Genomic DNA, 12,972 nt, shown 5'->3' with positions numbered 1-12,972 from the left:
CCTCCTCGGGAGCCGCTACGAATCCATCCGTACCGTCGTAGTCCGCGGCGCGCCGCCCCGCGCGCCCCGCTTCCGCGCCGGTGCCGTCCGCGCCGCGCGCACCCGCACGCTCCGAACCGGATGCACCGGACGCCATATTCAGTCGCTGTGATTCTGCCCGCCCGGCCCGGGACCCGTCGGCACTTTCCGCCGACCTACTGCCCCGAACCTCGGACCGCACGGACCCGACACCGCCACCGTCCACACCACGCTCGGCTCCGGACCTCCCGGACTTGGCACTGCGACCGGCCCCACCACGCTCCGGGCGAGACCCCGCGGACTCGGTACCTCGACCGTCCACACCACGCTCGGCTCCGGACCTCCCGGACCCGGCGCCGCGACCGGCCCCACCACGCTCCGGGCGAGACTCTTCGGACTCGGTACCGCGACCGTCCACACCACGATCGAGTTCCGGCTCCGCGGATCCGGTGTCGGGGGCGGTCGCACCATGGTCCGGGTGCGCACCTTCGTGCTCGATGGCACTGTCAGCCGCGCCGTGACCGGGATGCGGCCGCGTGGGTTCGGTGCCGTTGCTGCTGGCGGGGTGGTTCGGGTCGGAGTTCGTGGGGTCGCTCCCGTGCGCGTTGTCGCGTTGGCCGGGAGTGGTTTTCGATGAGTCGGCGCCACCGTGGCCGGGGTGGCGAGCTTCCTCGACGGGTGGGTGGGGTTCGCTCGCGCGGGTTGCCGACTCGGTGCCGGGAACCTCTCTCTCGGGGGCGGGTACTCGGCCGGTGGCGGGCACGGCGTCGTGGCGGCGGGTGCCGTTCGAAACCGCACGCGCGGAAGCGGATTCGGTGGCGGGGCCGTGGGTTTGCGCACGGGTGGAGCGGGGCTCGCGGCCGCGCTGGGAACCGCGGGCTTCCGCGCGCCTGGCCTCCTGGTCTTCGACCGGACGGTCACGCTCGATGGCGGTGCGGGATTTGCCTCGGGCGGTACGGGATTCGATCTCGTCCGCGCCGGATCGCTCCACCTCGCGCGGCGCCGTGCGGGGGCGGCGGGAGGACGTGTCCGGGTCGTCTCTGTGCCGCCGGGTCGCGGCCGAGCGGTCGCCGGAGGCGCCCGGATCGCGGATTTCCGCACGGGCGGTGCGGGATTCGGGCGTCTCGCGCCCGGCGTGCGATGCGCCGGGTTCCCCGGGCGCGCGCCTGCGGATGGGACGCAGCGGAACCTCGTCCCAGTCGGCAGGCCAGTCGGCCGAGCCGGGATCGCCGGGCGTGTACGCCTCGAGCTCCCACTCGCCGTCGCGGCCGCGGCGGGTGCCGCGACGCACGGGTACCGGATTCTCCGGGTCCACCACCCGCTCGCGGTACCGCGGCGGCTCGCCGCGGGACCGGACCGGTGGCTCGTGCTCACCTGCCATGAACGCTCACTCCTCCGCGCCCGGTGTGCTCGGTTCGCTCGCCGCGCGCACTCAGCCCGCCAATGCTTTCGGAATGGTCGCGTGCTCCGGCAGGATGACACCGCAGCCGAGGGAGGCCGCGAAGGCCGCCGCCTGATAGCGGTAACACCGCCGGATCTTCAACCGCGCCTGCGTGGACAGGTCGCGGGTGATGGCTTCGATACGCGGCAGATCGCCGCGCAAGGGCTCGGTGATGGTCACCAACGCCCCGAAGCGGGTCACACCGTGACCCCGGGCCTGCTCCTCCCGGGCCTGCTGGGTGGCGCCCACGCGCAAGGTCGCCGAGGCCGACACCACGCCGCGCTCACTCTGCTGCGCCACCAGGGCGTTCTTGTAGTCGTCGTCGACGATCTCCGCGGCGTCGGCCGCCGAGTGCGGCCGGTACACGATCGCGATGCGCTTGCGCGGCACCTCCGGATTCGGCGCGAGCAGGCGTTGCAGCACCCGCTCGTCCACCGCGCCCTCGGGAGCGGTGTCCATCTCCCACGTGACCGAGCGGCCGCCGTCGTGCAGGAAGTGGTCCCAGCGCTCCTCGTGCGAGATCGGGCCCGCGTCGGCCCAATCCAGGCCGTGGCCGCCCGGCTCGCCGACCGACACCTCCAGATCCGCCTGCGAGGCCGGATCGTAACTGCGCCGGATGAACGCGATCACCTCGTCGGCCGACATCGGCTGCGCCCGCACGCCCGCCTCGGCCAGCGCCGCGCAGATGCCGGGCAGCCGACGGCCGATCTCGACCGCCTCCTCCGCCGGATTCTTGCGGCGCTCGGCGGTGGTGGCCTTGAACGTGATCGCCACCCGCGGCAGCAATTGCACTCGCTCCTGCGGCAGTTCGGTCGCCAGCTCGAACATCACCTGCTGGGCCAGCTCCGGCGCCTCCGGGCGGGTGATGGTGGAAACCTCTGTCAGCAAACGGTTTCCGGTCTCCGGCACGGTGTCGATGACCGGCACGACGGCGATGATGTCCGAGGTCTGCCCCAGCGACGCCAGGAATGTGCCCCACGCCGCCACCCAGCGGTCGATCACCGGCTGGTCCACCGCCTCGTGGCCCTGCGGCCAGGCCCGCAGCACGACCGTGTACTGGGCGAACTGGGGCAGGTGGATCATGCCGAAGCTGTAGCCGCCCGCGTCGATGCCCTCGTACAACTTCGACGGCGCCATCAGCCCGGGCAGCCGCGCCACCCCGCCGGGGACGCGGGAGAACCGGCCGCCGCGGTAGACGTGCTCGCCCCTGCCGCGACCGCGCAACCAATGGAACATCATCAATCCCGTCTCGTATCCGGAGCGGCCGCCCGTCCGCCAGACCAGTGGAACCATCACGACCGCGCCGATGCCGGCCACGAAGAACGCCGGCTTCGGTCCCGCCACCAGCGCCGTGAGCAGCGCCGTGATGACGACCGCGAAGCCGAGCACCGTCTCCCCCCAGCGCAGTCCGAAAAGACCTGCGCTGCGGGGCTTCTGCCACAAACCGTACGAGCGCCGCTCGTAGGAGGTCTCGGTCGTCGTCATCGCGGGATGGTGCTCCTGCCGAGGTCGGGTGAGCGGTTGGCCCAGCGGTCACCGGCGACGTCGCCCATGGCCGCCTCGGCCCGGTTCAGGCCGCCGGTCGCGGCACGTGCGGTTGAGATCCGGTTCATCACCCGCGCGGCGCCACCCGGCTGCGCCGCACCCGAGCCGCGCGGACCCGCCGCGACCGCACCGCCTCCGCCGCCACCGCCGCGGCGCGGCGGCGCGGGGCGCGGGCCACCGCCGGGACCACCACCACGCGGGCCGGTCCCGCCGGGCGGCCGTCCGCCGCGGCCGACGTAGCCGGGTGCGCCCGCCGAGGCGGTGGTGCGCACCCCGACCGCCTTGGTGCCCACCGCGCCGAGGGCCGCCGCGCCCAGCAGCACGCCGCCGGTCGCGCCCAGACCCGAACCGCCGGTGCCGATCATCGCCACGGTCGGGGCGACCAGGCGCATCAGCGCGGGCAGCACGAACGCCACGCTGCACAGCAGCACGATGGCGACCAGCATGCGCTGCGCCTGTTCGGCGTCGGGCAGCCCGGCGGTCGAGGTCAGTTCGTCGGTGTTGCCCACGGCGATGAACGCGATCATGTAGACGATCGCGGCCACCGGTTTCCACAGCATGAACGCGATGATCCAGCTCAGCAGCTTCGGATAGGACTGCTTGCCCATGCCGGTGCCCGAGGCCGCGGCCGCCAGCGGCAGCATGCCCGCGGCCACCACCAGCAGACCCTGCCGCACGATGGCCAGCACGATCTGCGCGAGCGCGCCCAGCAGCCCGACCACCGCGATGATCAGCACCAGACCCGGCGAGAACGCTTGCAGCTTGGCGGTTTTCACCATGAACTCGGCGATGTTCTTGGCGTTGCCGTCGGTGGCGTCCTGAATCACCCAGGCGGCGAAGCGATCCGAAGCCTGCGTGCCGGCCACGATCACCGCGCCCAGCATCCAGGAACTGAACACCACCCGGGCGAACATTCTGAACGACTCGCCCGCCTCGTTCAGCGCGGCGCCTCTGCGCGCTTCCGCCAATCTGGCGCCCGACAGGATCACCGACACTATGAGCAGCAGTATCTGCGCCTGATAGGTGTAGTCGTTGATTTTCTGGAACAGCTGACCGCCGTCGCTGATCCGCTCGTTGGGCACCTTCATCCAGAAGGTCAGCGCCAGGATCAGCGCCTGCCCGAGCCCGTTCATCAGCGAGTCGACCACCTTGCCGAAGGTGGAGTCCCACGCCTTGTCGCGCACCGCCCCGGCCGCGTCGGCCGGATGCGTCGCGGCGTTGCCGGCCTTGCACGCGGCCGACGCGGCGTCGCCGAGAGATACCCCGGGCAGGCCGAGACCGTCGAGATCGTCGTGGATCTCGTTGCAGGTCTGGTCGAACCCGTAGGTCTGTCCGTACGCCACCGTCGGTGTCGCGATCATGACGGTGAACACGACCGCGAGGATCGTGACGAGTCGCCTCACCATGTGGTCCACCCCTCGATGCTTCGCAGTGAATCGATCCGGACCAGTTGTTGCCCGTCCACAGCCGTCAACTTCCAATCGCCGTCGCGCCAGACGACCGCAAGACGCATGCCCACCCATGTCGGTTGGCCATCGATGACTTCTCTTGCCTTTCTCGCGATGTCGACCACCGCGTGGTCGGGATCCCAACTATCGATGCGGAACGCGTCAGAGGCGTATAACAACGGCGTCAGTTTCTCGGGCAGGCGGTCGGAGACCTTGCCCGCGGCGACCAGCCGATCGTATTCGGCCAGGTAGTCCGGTGACACCGCCACCAGCCGCAGCAGCAGGTCGCGGTCGGCGGGATTGGCGTTGGTGCGCCAGAAGTGCTGTTCGGCGGCCAGTGCCGCGCCCTGTGGCGTGCGGGCGTATCCCAGCGCCGCCCGGCCCTCGACCCGGCTCGGGCCGTCGGAGCCGGAGAACCGCACCACCGGACCGCCGAACACGCGCTGCCAGATCCCTTCGCCCTGAACCGGATTCGGCGCTACCGTCTGCCACCGCGGATCGTCGGGCCGCACCTGCGCGGCCGGATCCTGTGGAAGCGCTTGTCCCGCGGGGTCGTCGGGGATATCGACGCGGCGGCCGAACATGTCGGCATCCGGCGCGCCGAACCCCGCCGGGGCGGGCGCGGCGACCGTGCTCGCGCTCACCACCGGACTCGGGCCGCTGCCAGACGCCGTGGCCGCGCCGTCGCGCCGCATCGTCACCACGGTCGCCGCCACCGCCAGCGTGACGGTCAGCACCGCCGCGAAACCCAGCAGACGCAACGAGATTCCGCCGTTCGGACCGCTCACCATGTCGTCCACCCCGCGATCGAGTCGATGTACTCGGTCGGCGAGCCCTTGGACTCGGTCGGCTTGAGCCGCCAGTCCCCCGCGTCCCAGACCAGCACCAGCCGCACCGCGGCCCACAGCTGCTTGCCGTCGTTCACCGGGCCGCGCGCGGCCAGCCGCACGATGGCCATATCGTCGGCGTAGTTCTCGACCCGGAACGCGTCCGGCGCCACCAGGTACTGGGTGATCCGCTTGGGCTGCTGTTTCGGCAGCTTCCCGGCATCGAGCGCCTTGTCGTAGGCGGCCAGTTGCTGATCGCTCGCCCGCACCTGCGTGGTGTAGAGGGCGCGGTCGGCGGGACGGGCGTTGAGGCGGTAGGTGATCTGCGCCGCCGCCAGCGCCGCGCCCTGCGGGGTGTGCGAGTAACCGACGGCCAGGCCGTTCTCATCGATGCGAGCGGGACCGTCGCTCGTGGAGAACGGGACCGACGCGCCGTAGACGCGCTGCCAGCCGCGCGGGTCGGTGGTGCCGGTGGGCGCGGCGGTCAGCCAGTCGTCGTCGGTGGGGCTCTTCTCCTGCGACGGGTCCTGCGCGAGCGGTTGGCCCGCGGGGTTGTTCGGGATATCGACCCGGCGGCCGAACAGATCGACCTCGGGCGCGGCGAAACCGGTCGCCCCGGTGCCCGCGGCGGGCGACGGCAGCGAGTCGGCGGGCTTGTCGCCGCCCGAATCGTCCCGCCCGACATACATGAACACGCCGACGACCACGATCAGGGCGAGCACCGCGGCGGAGGCGATGACGCCGAAGGACATGCCGCGGTCCTCCCCGGCATAGGCCCGGGTGGCGCTCTTCTCGCTCATGGCTCCCCCCGGCCGTCGTCTGGGAGCCGCCCGCGCTCGTTGCGCACTCTCATGTCGGGGCCTCCAGGGTGACGATGTCGGTGGGTACGCGGTCGATGTCGTCGACCGGGCGCGTGTCGGCGTCCGGATCGGGCAGTCGTAACCTCCAGTCCGCTCCGAACCATTCGACGGTGGTGTGGTTCACCGCGCGCGAGCCGTCGGAGTATTCGGTGTATACATCCACGTTCGAGCTGTCCTCGGTGTAAGCGGTGATGCGATAGCCGAGCACCCGAGGCGCGTACTGTGCCGCCGCGGGCCCGGTGATCGACAACCGGACGCGGTTCACCGCCCACTCGTCGCGGGCGGGGCCGGGCACGACTTCCCGCGCGACCACCGTCGGCCACTGGCTGTCGGTCGCGACCGCCAGCCGCACGGAATGCGTGATGGCCGCGACGACCGCGCCCGCCGGGGAACGGTCGAAACCCGTTGCGGCGCCGTCACGGTCGTCTCGGGGGCCCTGATCGGTCACCGGCAGGGCGACGCCCTGGTACGGCTGCCAGCGCACGCCGCTGGGCGGGCGCTGCGGATCCGGATGCGACGCGCCGCCGCTGCCGCCGCATCCGGCGGCCGCCAGCACGGCGGCGCCGAGCACGCCCGCGGCGGCCCGGCGGATGCGCACGGGGTGCACGGGTGCGTCGATCTCGGCCGATGTCATGGGACCCCACCGTTCACGTCGGTAGTAGCGTCAGCGCGATCGCGCTCGCCGAACTCGCCACGACCGCGCCGATGAGGCTCATCACGATGCCGTGGGAGGCGTCGTTCACGGCCATGTCGTCGCGCATCGCCGACCACAGCCGCCCGGCCGAGACGATCATCCAGGCCAGGCAGAACAGCAGCACGACCCACAGCAGCCAGTTGATCAACTGCATGACGGGCTCGACCACATCGGCCGGCATCTGTTTGTAGGCAAGCACGGTCGCGGGCGACATCAGCTACCGATGACCGCGTTCATGATGGTTCCGGCGCTCGTCGCGATGATGCCTCCGATCATGGCGCCCGCCACCATCTTCGGCGACTCCAGGCCGCCACCCGTCCACTTCTCCCATGCGAATTTGCCTCCCGCGTAGGTGATTCCGAGGATTCCGGACAGCAGTACGAACCACGTGAAGTACCGCACCAATTTGAGCAATTTCTCCGAGGCCGGGGGCGCCTCGGGCGTCGGATTTCCGACCTGTGCGAGCACAACGCCGTACGTCTCGTGCACGGCCGCCAGGATGGTACTCATCGAGCGTCCTCTTCTTCTTCCAAGTGCGAACTGCTGGTTACTTTTTCGCGTATCAGATCGACGATGCTCGCGCCGAGCTCGTCGACGTCGTGGGGGACTTCCTGCAACGGGTCGAGCTTGCGCTTCTTCTGCTGCGGAGGCGGATCCGACGGTGACCACACCGGCAGCTGATCGGGCTCGACGAGCGTCCACTCCTCGTGCCACGGCACCTGCCACACCCGGCCGGCCAGGGAGCCGACCACATCGCGATAACGCCGGATCTCCGCGGGCATGCGGCCCGGACGGGCGGCCACGGTGATCAGGCCGAGCACCTCGCTCGGCCCGGCCAGCCCGGCGCGGTGCTGGCGCAGCAGGTCGTGGGCGCGAGCCAGCCCGGCGATCGTCTCGCGGGCGACCAGCACCACGAACGGTGACTCGCGTTCGAGCACACCCGGCCAGCGCCGGTGCGAATCCGCCGCGGGGGCGAGCACGTGCGCGAGGGTGCTGGCGCCCGCGCCGCCGTGCACGCCGAGCAACCACACCAGCGGGGCACGCCCGGCGCCGGGCACGGGGCGCTCCCACACGGGGGCGCGACGGGACTCCGGCGGGGCGACGACGCCCGCCGTACCCGCCGGGCTGTCCGCCCCGGCCGCGAGCGCGCCGGGTTCGGGGGAGTTGCGATGTTCCTTCATGGCCGCGGTCATGATGCCACCCCCGCCACGAGCGTGCGATAAGCCCTGCGTGTGTCCGTGCCGAGGACGTTGTGCCGCACCAGTTCCCCGCGCGCCAGCTGTGGGTCGTACGGGATCTCGCGGATGTCGCGGACCCACCCGGTCAGATGCTCCCGCAAATGTTCGGCGATCGTGGGTTCGTTGCCGGGCAGCTGATGCGAGACCACGATCGTGGTGTCGCCGACGATGCCGCCGCCCTGTCCCTCGGCCGGGCCGCCGAACTCGTCGTCGAGCCATTCCAGGGTGACGCGCAGCCGGTTGGCGGCGTCCACGCGGGCCGGAATGGCCAGTACCAGAGCCACATCCGCGTCCTCGAGCAGCGGGCGCAGCTGGCGGGCGGCGATCGGGCTGCCGCCGTCGTAGACCGAGGTGTATCCGGCGTCCGCGATCGCGCGGGCGACGGTCAGGTAGGTGGCACGGCGGCGCAGCGGGGCCGAATCGCGCCACAGCAGGCCGATTCCGGAGCTGGCGTGGGACAGGCATTCCTTCAGCGGCGCCGGTTCGTCGTCGCCGCGGCCGTAGAGCCATTGCTGCAGGCTGATCGGGCTGAGGTGCTCGTCGGCGCCGCGCAACGCCAGATCACTACCGGCCGCCGTGGCATCCACGGCGACGGTCGGCGCACCCGCCACGGCGAGTTCGCCCGCGATTCCGAGTGCGGTCGTGGTGGTTCCGGCGCCACCGCAGCCGCCCACCACGAGCACCGAACGCGGCGGGGTGGCCCCGTCGCCGCCGTCCTCGCGTCGCCCTTTTCGCAACCGCACCACCGGAGCCTTGGCACGCGGTTGACGGCTCGCCGGGTCGCCCGCCTCGGGCGCCTCGTCGAGCCACCGGCTCCAGTCCTGTCCCATCCGTCAGCTCTCCTCTTACCCGGCCGCGATGCTCGTGATCAGGGTGCGGCCGCCGATCACCGCGGTGGTGACCGTCTGTTTGTCATAGGTCTTCGGCACGCGGCCGGGCCGGCGTTCGGTGACCTCCACGGTGTACCTGTCTTCGGCGACGGTCAGCACGCGCACGCAGTGCAGGGTCCCGGCCGGCACCGAGTCGATGCCGCGCTGGATCACCGACGCGGGCGAGATCGCGGCGCCGGGGGCCACCACCTCGCGGGCGCGCTCGGCGGAGCGCTCGACGTAGTACGAGTGCTGGAACCACATGATCGCGTCCGGACCGGAGGCGGTCCCGCCCGGTTCGGCGCCGCGGATCACCTGTGCGGCACGTTCGGTGGGGCAGAATCCGGTGGCCGCGCCGTCGGCGGTGACCGAGGTGAGGCGCACCGCGGGCGCGGCCGGGCCGTTGGAATGCGTTGCGCCGCCGCGGAAGTGCAGCAGGTACAGCGCGCAGGCTCCGGCGACTGCCAGCAAAAGCACGGCTACCGTCAGGACGATCGCGACCCGCCAGGGGCTCGGCCGGGCGCGCAGCGTGCCCGGCCGGTACGGTGAGGCCGCCGCTCCCGGGCCGTCGCGGCCGATCCGGCCGAGCGGCTCGGCGTCCGCCGGCGCTCGTCGCGGCTCGTCGGCGGCCGCATCGTCGGCCTCGTCGTCCCAGGGGAACCGCACCACCGCGCCGGGGCGCTCCGGGTAGTCGTCGTCGGGGCCGGGGGCGTGATCGCCCACCCAGTCGGTCCAGCCGCCGGTGAATTCGCTGGGACTGGTGGCCGGTTCGTCGCCGAAGGCGATGGCGAACGGTTCGGGTTCGGTCTCGCGAATGTAGTGCGGGTAGCGGGCCGCGCCGCCGCCCGCGCTCTCGTCGGTGAACGACGGCCGTTCCCGCACCGGCGGGCGGGCCGCCGCGGCGGGCGGGTCGAGCGCCGGGTACCAGCGCGCCAGATCTTTGTACGACTTCAACATTCCCCCATCCCCGCGGAGCCAGGCACGTCGTGCAGCATCGTCGGACCCTCTCGGCGATCAGTTCGTGGAGAACGGGTAGTTGTTGTCAGCGGTACCAGCGGTGGTCGAGGCCGTCGGCACGCCGCCAGGGCCTGTCCCAAACGGAAATTGTCCCGTACCCGACGAATTCGGCGTACTCGACGCGCCGGGCGGCGGCCGCAAGATTCCGGTAATCGCGCTGTTCGAAGTACCTTTCGGGGGTTGCGGAACACCGTTCGACCCGGCCAGATCCCGTGCCGCGGCGGCGAACCAGTCGGCGACGAACCGGACGGGGGCGTCACCGCTCGCGTCGACCGCCGCGGTGGCGTAGGCGCCGTGCCGCTGGACGGTGTCCCAGTATCTGACCCAGGTCGCGGCGTCCAGCAGTTCCCTGTTGTCGGTGATGTTCTGCACGACCGCGTCGTATGCCTCGGTGACCAGCCGGGACACCGTGGTCGGCGGCACCAGCTGGGTGACGGCGCCGGTCAGTTTCGTGGCGAGCAGGACCAGCGCGACCGGCGGATTGCTCAACGCGGCCCGCGCCAATTCGCCGATGGCGGCGGGGTCGAGCACCGACCGGACCACCGTGCCGACCGCGTTCAGTCCGATCGCGCCCATCCGGAACATCGCGCGCATCGGGTCGGCGAGCGCGATGCGGCTGCGCGGATCGGAGGCCTCGGCGATGCGCTGCGAGATGGATTGCCGCGGCTCGTAGGACAGCGAGGCGGGCGCGCCGCCCCGCAGGTCGGAGGTCACCACCGTGCCGGCGGTCTTGATCGAGGTGAACGCCAGCGCCTGCGAGATCGATACCAGGGCCGCGATCGGGTCGCCGCCGGACAGCCTCGACTGGCCCGCGATATTCGTGACCGCCCGCAGGATGGGCGCCCCGGCGGGCGCGTCGCAGGCCAGGTCGCCCGCGGCGCAGAAGCTCGCGACGCGGCCGGTGAGCGCCCCGAAGTCGGCGGCCCGGTCGCGCTCCGGGCCGATGCCGCCGCCGGTGGCCGGCTCCTGGGGCAGCACCCGCAACGCGGTCACCTGCGCACCCGTGGTGCCGGGCGCGGCATCGGGGGTGTCCTTGCCGGGCGCGCCCGGGAACAGCGGGGCGCCCGGGCTGCGGGTCGGGTCGGCGAACAGCGCCACGGCCGCGACCTGTGCGGGCGACAGCACGCCGCGGCCCGCGCCCACCTCCTGGGCGAACAGCGAAGCCACATGCGCGCCTTGGGAATAGCCCACGACGGCGAACCTGGTCTGCGCGCAGCGCTGGGCGATCCGGCGGGCCATCTCCCGCAGCCGGGACAACCCTCCGGCCAGCGATTCCGAGTACGGCGCCACGCCACCGGGAACCGCGCCGCCGAAGCCGGATTCGTAGGGGACGTAGGCGCGTTCGACCAGGCCGCGGTCGGCCGCGCGGGCCATCATGGGCAGGAATACCGTGGACAGCATGCCCGTGTCGGTGGTGGGGGCCGCGTCGGGAGAGGACTCGCCGGTGCCCTGAATTCCCAACGCGTACAAGGTGGGACAGGTTTCGATCGCGATGTCGGTGGTGGGGCCGGGCGGCTGCGCGGGCGCGGGCGCTGCCCCGATCGACGTCACCACGGCGACGGCGAGCGCGACCGCGGCCGGCATGCTCCAGGTTGTGCGCGTGGCCAGCAAGACCTGACCCCTTTACCAGCTGTATGCATCAGTTCGGAGGGCCGAGTGCGCAGCGACCCGTGGTGACCGACCGCCACCGGACGATCGTCACGCGTTCGAGTTGCCGCCCTTGCCGCGCGAGCCCCGAAACCCAATAGACCGTAACAGAATCCAGCGAACAGCGCAGTGCATCCTGCACATTGCGAAGAGGCTTATGGAAGAATTCACGGCCGGACCGCAAACCGACCGGAAGAATTCTAGTAGCCGCCACCATGTTTCGTGATCTGTAGCAATACGACGGTCACCAGCAATGGGAATCCCGCAGGCGGCGAAGCGATCTCGGCGCCCTCCGCGGGGGTGCGACGTTCGGCTCGGCGATCGGACGGACGATGCCGAGAGTTTGCCACGGGAGTGGTCCCGGCTTCGGCCGAACGCGTCGAGCGACACGCCCCCGCACGCAACGGTACGGCGAGGACGAGCGGGCAGACTTGGGACGGTGGCGGATCTTCCGGTGGCGGCGGTGGTGTGCGCGTTCGTCGGCGCGGTGTTGTTCGCGGTGTCGGCGGTGGCGCAGCAGCGGGCCGCGGCCGCGGTGCCCGAGGGAGAGGCGCTGCTGGCGCGGCTGGTCCGCAGCCCGCGGTGGTGGGCGGGCATCGTCGGGGACGCGGGCGGTTTCGCCTTCCAGGTCGCGGCGCTGGCGCTGGGTTCGGTGCTGGTGGTGCAGCCGATCCTGGTGAGCGCGCTGGTCTTCGCGCTGCCGCTGGCCGCGCACTACAGCGGCCGCCGGGTGAGCGCGCTGATGTGGGCGCAGGCGCTCGCGCTGTCGGTGGCGCTCGCGGTGTTCCTGATCGTCGGCAATCCCACCGAGGGCGTCACGGACGCGCCCTGGCATCGGTGGGCGGTTCCGCTGGGGACGCTGCTGGCGGTGATCGCCGTCGCGGTCGGGCTGGGGCTCATCGCACGCGTCCCGGCGGTGCGGGCGCTGTTGCTGGGCGCCGCCGCCGGGTTGCTGTTCGGTCTCGCCGCCGCGCTCACCGGACACGTCACCGAATTGTTCGCACACGGCGTCGGGGCGGTGCTCACCTCCTGGCAGCCCTATGCCCTGGTCGCGAGCGGGTTGGTCGGCCTGTACCTGCAGCAGCGCGGTTACCAGGCCGGTCCGCTGTCGGCATCGCTACCGGCGTTCACCGTCGCCGAACCGCTGGGGGCCGCGTTCATCGGGATGACGGTGCTGGACGAGCGGCTGCGCAGCGGACCGGTCGGATCGGCGTTCGTGCTGCTGTCGGTCGTCGTGATGGCCGTGGAGGCGGTCCGATTGTCCCGTGCCCAAGCGCTTCCGGCGCTGCCGATTCCGCCCGCCGGCACCGAACGCGGACATTAGGACCCCACCCCGCCCAGCCGCGGGCGGGCACGGTGCGGGCACGG

12 protein-coding genes are annotated in these 12,972 nt (G+C 71.9%); 1 reads left to right on the top strand and 11 read right to left on the bottom strand.

Annotated elements, in window-relative coordinates; translation table 11 throughout:
* Positions 1-1,450: 1,450 nt before the first annotated feature.
* The 11 genes from NWFMUON74_RS14695 to NWFMUON74_RS14645 are packed head-to-tail and all read right to left on the bottom strand — an operon-like array spanning position 1,451 to position 11,541.
* Complete coding sequence (locus NWFMUON74_RS14695) at positions 1,451-2,944, bottom strand: SCO6880 family protein (RefSeq protein ID WP_187688348.1); 1,494 nt, start codon at positions 2,942-2,944, stop codon at positions 1,451-1,453.
* Entirely contained in the window at positions 2,941-4,410 is a 1,470-nt protein-coding gene (locus NWFMUON74_RS14690; RefSeq protein WP_187688347.1) for a hypothetical protein, read from the bottom strand. The genes NWFMUON74_RS14695 and NWFMUON74_RS14690 overlap by 4 nt, the downstream gene beginning before the upstream one ends.
* Positions 4,404-5,243, bottom strand: coding sequence for a DUF8175 domain-containg protein (locus NWFMUON74_RS14685; protein WP_187688346.1), 840 nt, complete (start codon positions 5,241-5,243; stop codon positions 4,404-4,406). The genes NWFMUON74_RS14690 and NWFMUON74_RS14685 overlap by 7 nt, the downstream gene beginning before the upstream one ends.
* Positions 5,237-6,079, bottom strand: a complete 843-nt coding sequence (locus NWFMUON74_RS14680) for a DUF8175 domain-containg protein (RefSeq protein ID WP_187688345.1) — start codon at positions 6,077-6,079, stop codon at positions 5,237-5,239. The genes NWFMUON74_RS14685 and NWFMUON74_RS14680 overlap by 7 nt, the downstream gene beginning before the upstream one ends.
* Before the next feature lie 49 nt (positions 6,080-6,128).
* Entirely contained in the window at positions 6,129-6,773 is a 645-nt protein-coding gene (locus NWFMUON74_RS14675) for a DUF8175 domain-containg protein (RefSeq protein ID WP_187688344.1), read from the bottom strand.
* Positions 6,774-6,786: 13 nt separating this feature from the next.
* A complete protein-coding gene (locus tag NWFMUON74_RS14670; RefSeq protein WP_187688343.1) occupies positions 6,787-7,047 on the bottom strand; it encodes a hypothetical protein in 261 nt (86 codons plus the stop codon).
* On the bottom strand, positions 7,047-7,343 hold the full coding sequence (locus NWFMUON74_RS14665) for a hypothetical protein (protein ID WP_024805544.1): 297 nt from the start codon (positions 7,341-7,343) through the stop codon (positions 7,047-7,049). Before NWFMUON74_RS14665 ends, NWFMUON74_RS14670 begins: the two co-directional genes overlap by 1 nt.
* Positions 7,340-8,026 carry a hypothetical protein gene (locus tag NWFMUON74_RS14660; RefSeq protein ID WP_232111022.1) on the bottom strand — a complete coding sequence of 229 codons (687 nt, stop codon included), beginning with the start codon at positions 8,024-8,026 and terminating at the stop codon, positions 7,340-7,342. The genes NWFMUON74_RS14665 and NWFMUON74_RS14660 overlap by 4 nt, the downstream gene beginning before the upstream one ends.
* Positions 8,023-8,901, bottom strand: coding sequence for a MinD/ParA family ATP-binding protein (locus tag NWFMUON74_RS14655; protein ID WP_187688342.1), 879 nt, complete (start codon positions 8,899-8,901; stop codon positions 8,023-8,025). The genes NWFMUON74_RS14660 and NWFMUON74_RS14655 overlap by 4 nt, the downstream gene beginning before the upstream one ends.
* A 15-nt stretch (positions 8,902-8,916) precedes the next feature.
* Complete coding sequence (locus NWFMUON74_RS14650; protein ID WP_187688341.1) at positions 8,917-9,897, bottom strand: DUF8176 domain-containing protein; 981 nt, start codon at positions 9,895-9,897, stop codon at positions 8,917-8,919.
* A gap of 57 nt (positions 9,898-9,954) precedes the next feature.
* Positions 9,955-11,541, bottom strand: a complete 1,587-nt coding sequence (locus NWFMUON74_RS14645) for a cutinase family protein (RefSeq protein ID WP_187688340.1) — start codon at positions 11,539-11,541, stop codon at positions 9,955-9,957.
* A 502-nt stretch (positions 11,542-12,043) separates the two neighbouring features.
* Between NWFMUON74_RS14645 and NWFMUON74_RS14640 the strand changes: the two genes are divergently transcribed.
* Entirely contained in the window at positions 12,044-12,928 is an 885-nt protein-coding gene (locus NWFMUON74_RS14640) for a DMT family transporter (RefSeq protein WP_232111021.1), read from the top strand.
* The last annotated feature ends 44 nt before the right edge of the window (positions 12,929-12,972 follow it).

This window comes from Nocardia wallacei, assembly GCF_014466955.1.
Taxonomy (GTDB): Bacteria; Actinomycetota; Actinomycetes; order Mycobacteriales; family Mycobacteriaceae; genus Nocardia; species Nocardia wallacei.
Note: the sequence above shows the minus strand (reverse complement) of the source record. Positions and strands in the feature narration are given on the sequence as shown.

Excerpts from the sequence above, each read along its gene's own strand:
- NWFMUON74_RS14695 (WP_187688348.1), bottom strand. The coding sequence starts at position 2,944 with ATGACGACGACCGAGACCTCCTACGAGCGGCGCTCGTACGGTTTGTGG.
- NWFMUON74_RS14690 (WP_187688347.1), bottom strand. The coding sequence starts at position 4,410 with ATGGTGAGGCGACTCGTCACGATCCTCGCGGTCGTGTTCACCGTCATG.
- NWFMUON74_RS14685 (WP_187688346.1), bottom strand. The coding sequence starts at position 5,243 with ATGGTGAGCGGTCCGAACGGCGGAATCTCGTTGCGTCTGCTGGGTTTC.
- NWFMUON74_RS14680 (WP_187688345.1), bottom strand. The coding sequence starts at position 6,079 with ATGAGCGAGAAGAGCGCCACCCGGGCCTATGCCGGGGAGGACCGCGGC.
- NWFMUON74_RS14675 (WP_187688344.1), bottom strand. The coding sequence starts at position 6,773 with ATGACATCGGCCGAGATCGACGCACCCGTGCACCCCGTGCGCATCCGC.
- NWFMUON74_RS14670 (WP_187688343.1), bottom strand. The coding sequence starts at position 7,047 with ATGTCGCCCGCGACCGTGCTTGCCTACAAACAGATGCCGGCCGATGTG.
- NWFMUON74_RS14665 (WP_024805544.1), bottom strand. The coding sequence starts at position 7,343 with ATGAGTACCATCCTGGCGGCCGTGCACGAGACGTACGGCGTTGTGCTC.
- NWFMUON74_RS14660 (WP_232111022.1), bottom strand. The coding sequence starts at position 8,026 with ATGACCGCGGCCATGAAGGAACATCGCAACTCCCCCGAACCCGGCGCG.
- NWFMUON74_RS14655 (WP_187688342.1), bottom strand. The coding sequence starts at position 8,901 with ATGGGACAGGACTGGAGCCGGTGGCTCGACGAGGCGCCCGAGGCGGGC.
- NWFMUON74_RS14650 (WP_187688341.1), bottom strand. The coding sequence starts at position 9,897 with ATGTTGAAGTCGTACAAAGATCTGGCGCGCTGGTACCCGGCGCTCGAC.
- NWFMUON74_RS14645 (WP_187688340.1), bottom strand. The coding sequence starts at position 11,541 with ATGCCGGCCGCGGTCGCGCTCGCCGTCGCCGTGGTGACGTCGATCGGG.